Source organism: Bacteroidota bacterium, assembly GCA_034723125.1.
Lineage (GTDB): Bacteria > Bacteroidota > Bacteroidia > CAILMK01 > JAAYUY01 > JAYEOP01.
Genome location: JAYEOP010000287.1, coordinates 1 through 2882 on the forward strand (window position 1 = coordinate 1; position 2882 = coordinate 2882).

The window sequence follows — 2882 nt, forward strand, 5'->3', positions numbered from 1 at the left end:
TTTTTGCGATATTTTTATCTTTCTCAACTCACTGATGCTAAGGCATCGCCTCGTCTCAAAAAATAAAAATCTCATCAAAAATCTTAGAAATCATAAAATTTGATAGTTTTCTTAGAGGCACTAGTTATTGTTCTTTTTCATTAAAAATTTCAAAATATTCTTTAAAAATAAACTTTCTATTTCTTTTAAAGCCTGTGTATTCTTCAATTATTTTCAATTCAACAAAGTTTGTTAATAATCTATTTGCTGTTGAATGTGCAATTTGAAGTTCTTCAACCAACTTACTTGCTGTAATTATGGGATTCTCAAATAATATTTTCAGAACAGAAATACCTTTCTCTGTTTTACTACCAAGTTTTGCTAATCTATTTTTCTCAATATCTGCTTTTAGATCTATTATATCTTTAAAAACTTGAATTGATGACTTTGATGTTTCAACTACCCCAACAAGAAAAAACTTAATCCACTGTTCTAAATCGTTTTTTAATCTCACATTCATTAAATTGTCATAATAGTAACTTCTATGTTTTTCAAAAAAATCAGATAAGTATAGTGCTGGTTTTCTCAAAACTTCATTACTAACAAGGTATAGGGTTATTAATAGTCGACCTAATCTACCATTTCCATCAAGAAAAGGGTGTATTGTTTCAAATTGATAGTGTGCTATTGCAATTCTTATTAAATGAGGAACATAAATATCACGATTATTTAAAAAGGCTTCTAAATCTCCCATCAAATCAGATACTTCTGTATGGTGAGGTGGAATATAAACAGCATCTTTTAAAGTTGCTCCCAAGCAATTTTGGCTTTTCCGAAACTCTCCTAGCAATTTATGTTTTCCTCTTACTCCTTTTAACAATACTTTATGAGTATTTCTTAAAAGTCTATTTGATAGAGGCAAGCTTTCAAGTTCCGAAATGGAATAATTAATTGCATTAATATAGTTTTGAACTTCGTTCCAATCGTCTCTTTTTTCGGGATCAATATCATTCTCCTTTAAAAGAGCTTCTTCCATATTTGTTTTTGTTCCTTCTATACTACTTGATGTTGTTGCTTCTTTTGAGATATGCATTTTGATAAAAAAGTCAACATCTGGTATCAATTGAGAAAAGGCATTTAATTCTCCTAATAATCTATCTGCTTCTGATAGCAATTGATTTATTTGAGGTGATGAAATTATCCATTCTTTTGATACTTTTTCAGGATGAAATGATGAATATTCAAGCTGTTTTCTATATTTTCCTGCAATAAAATTTTTAATATCCATAATTTAATTTTTTGCAAATATAGGAATTTATATTTTCGTTTTGTATCTATATTGAAAATAAAAGTTGTTGTATTTTCATTATTTCTAATTGTTGAAAGGCTTGGTGGTACCGACCAAAAGGGGCGGGATAAATTGTGAGAACTGCACTTTGTTAGCCGTAGTTTTAACGAAGGAATACTGGCGGAGATTACTCAGTCAGCCGCCTACTCGATTAGGCACTGGCATTCATTGTCTCCTGTCATTTTATCTTTCAAATTTGCTACTCTTTTCATTTCTTCCTGTGCGTTGGCAAGACATACTCTTTTGCAATTTTTGGTCAAGCGTTGGCTCGTGTGAATTGCAAATGTGTATGGCTTTCGGGTCGGCTATATTATTTTCAGCCATATTAATATTGCTCCTATACCACCAATTCCAATTAATCCTAAAATAACAAACAGAAGTGTTTTTATAATCTTGTTTTGTTTTTCTTGAAAATTAAATCTTTGTGTAATTTCTTCAAGGTTTTTACTAACTTTTTGTTCAATAGTATCTAATCTTGTCGGGAAATTAATTGCTTCAAGTGTTTTTACAAGATTGTCAGTAGCTTCAACCGTCTTCCTGTAATTCTCTAATAATCTTTTTGTTTCAACTAATTTCTCTCGATTAGTTTGGTCAATTTGAGAACCAGTTGTTTCAAAATGAATAACACCTTCCTTAATTTGTAATTCTGTCTCTCTTTTTAATTGCTCAACAGATGTTTTATACAAATCAAAAATTTTCTCAGTATATGTTGAATAATTATTCTGTACTTCTTTTAGTTCAGAAATCACAACCTGAGCAGTTTTCTTAGTGTCATCAATATAATCCGTTACTTTTTTAAGTCTGGATAATTCTTTTTCGAGCAATGCTAATTGCTCATTAATTTGCTCTTTCATACTCACCTATAAATTTAGTATTAAATGCTTCAATCCAATTTGTGTGTAATTTATGATACAACACATCTTCAATCTCGGTTATATTTATATCTAACTCTGTATCAAAATCAGATAGTTTTTCTTTGAAATAGTTTACTTTTTCAGTAACAGACAAAATATCTTCATTTTCAGTTTTGCTCAATTTGATAAAGCCATTAAAAAAATCTGATTGAGCTTCTTTAATAAAATCTTCATTCTCCTTTTCGATAATAAATATTGTAAATGCTTTTAGAAGAATGAAAACGTAGTTATCAGGTCGTTGGACTAAAAGAACTGTTGATGCACCACGTAAATGTTTTAAATTATTAATCTCACCGCCACGGTCTTGTCTAACTAATTCCATATATTTCTTTACAATTTCAAAATCTTCTTTCAAACCTTTTTCAGTATCAGAAGGTAAATATTCAGGACGAGCATACTTTGAATTCATATATAAATCAATGAATTCTTTAAACCTTTGGCTCCCATCTTCTTGAAGTCCAATCTTACAAGCTTCTTCCATTGCTTTAATTGCTTCTTTACGTTGTTCTGCAATTTCTTCATAGATAAACTTGATTAAAAAGCCAAGACCCTTTTGTATTTCTGAATTTCCTTTGTAGAATTCTAAACGATGTAATCGCTCTTCTACTTTTTCGATGCTATTGTATTGTAATAAATATTTT

The 2882-nt window shown here is 29.7% G+C and carries 3 protein-coding genes; all 3 read right to left on the minus strand.

The features are described from left to right. Nucleotides 1–124 precede the first annotated feature (124 nt). The gene (locus tag U9R42_07855; protein MEA3495933.1) at nucleotides 125–1267 is read right to left on the minus strand and encodes a Fic family protein; all 1143 of its coding nucleotides are present in this window, start codon (nucleotides 1265–1267) and stop codon (nucleotides 125–127) included. A 365-nt stretch (nucleotides 1268–1632) separates the two neighbouring features. Then, nucleotides 1633–2181, minus strand: a complete 549-nt coding sequence (locus U9R42_07860) for a hypothetical protein (protein ID MEA3495934.1) — start codon at nucleotides 2179–2181, stop codon at nucleotides 1633–1635. After that, the coding region (locus U9R42_07865; protein ID MEA3495935.1) for a hypothetical protein at nucleotides 2165–2882 on the minus strand (718 nt) is incomplete at its 5' end. The genes U9R42_07865 and U9R42_07860, both read right to left, overlap by 17 nt.

Excerpts from the sequence above, each read along its gene's own strand:
- U9R42_07855 (MEA3495933.1), bottom strand. The coding sequence starts at position 1,267 with ATGGATATTAAAAATTTTATTGCAGGAAAATATAGAAAACAGCTTGAA.
- U9R42_07860 (MEA3495934.1), bottom strand. The coding sequence starts at position 2,181 with ATGAAAGAGCAAATTAATGAGCAATTAGCATTGCTCGAAAAAGAATTA.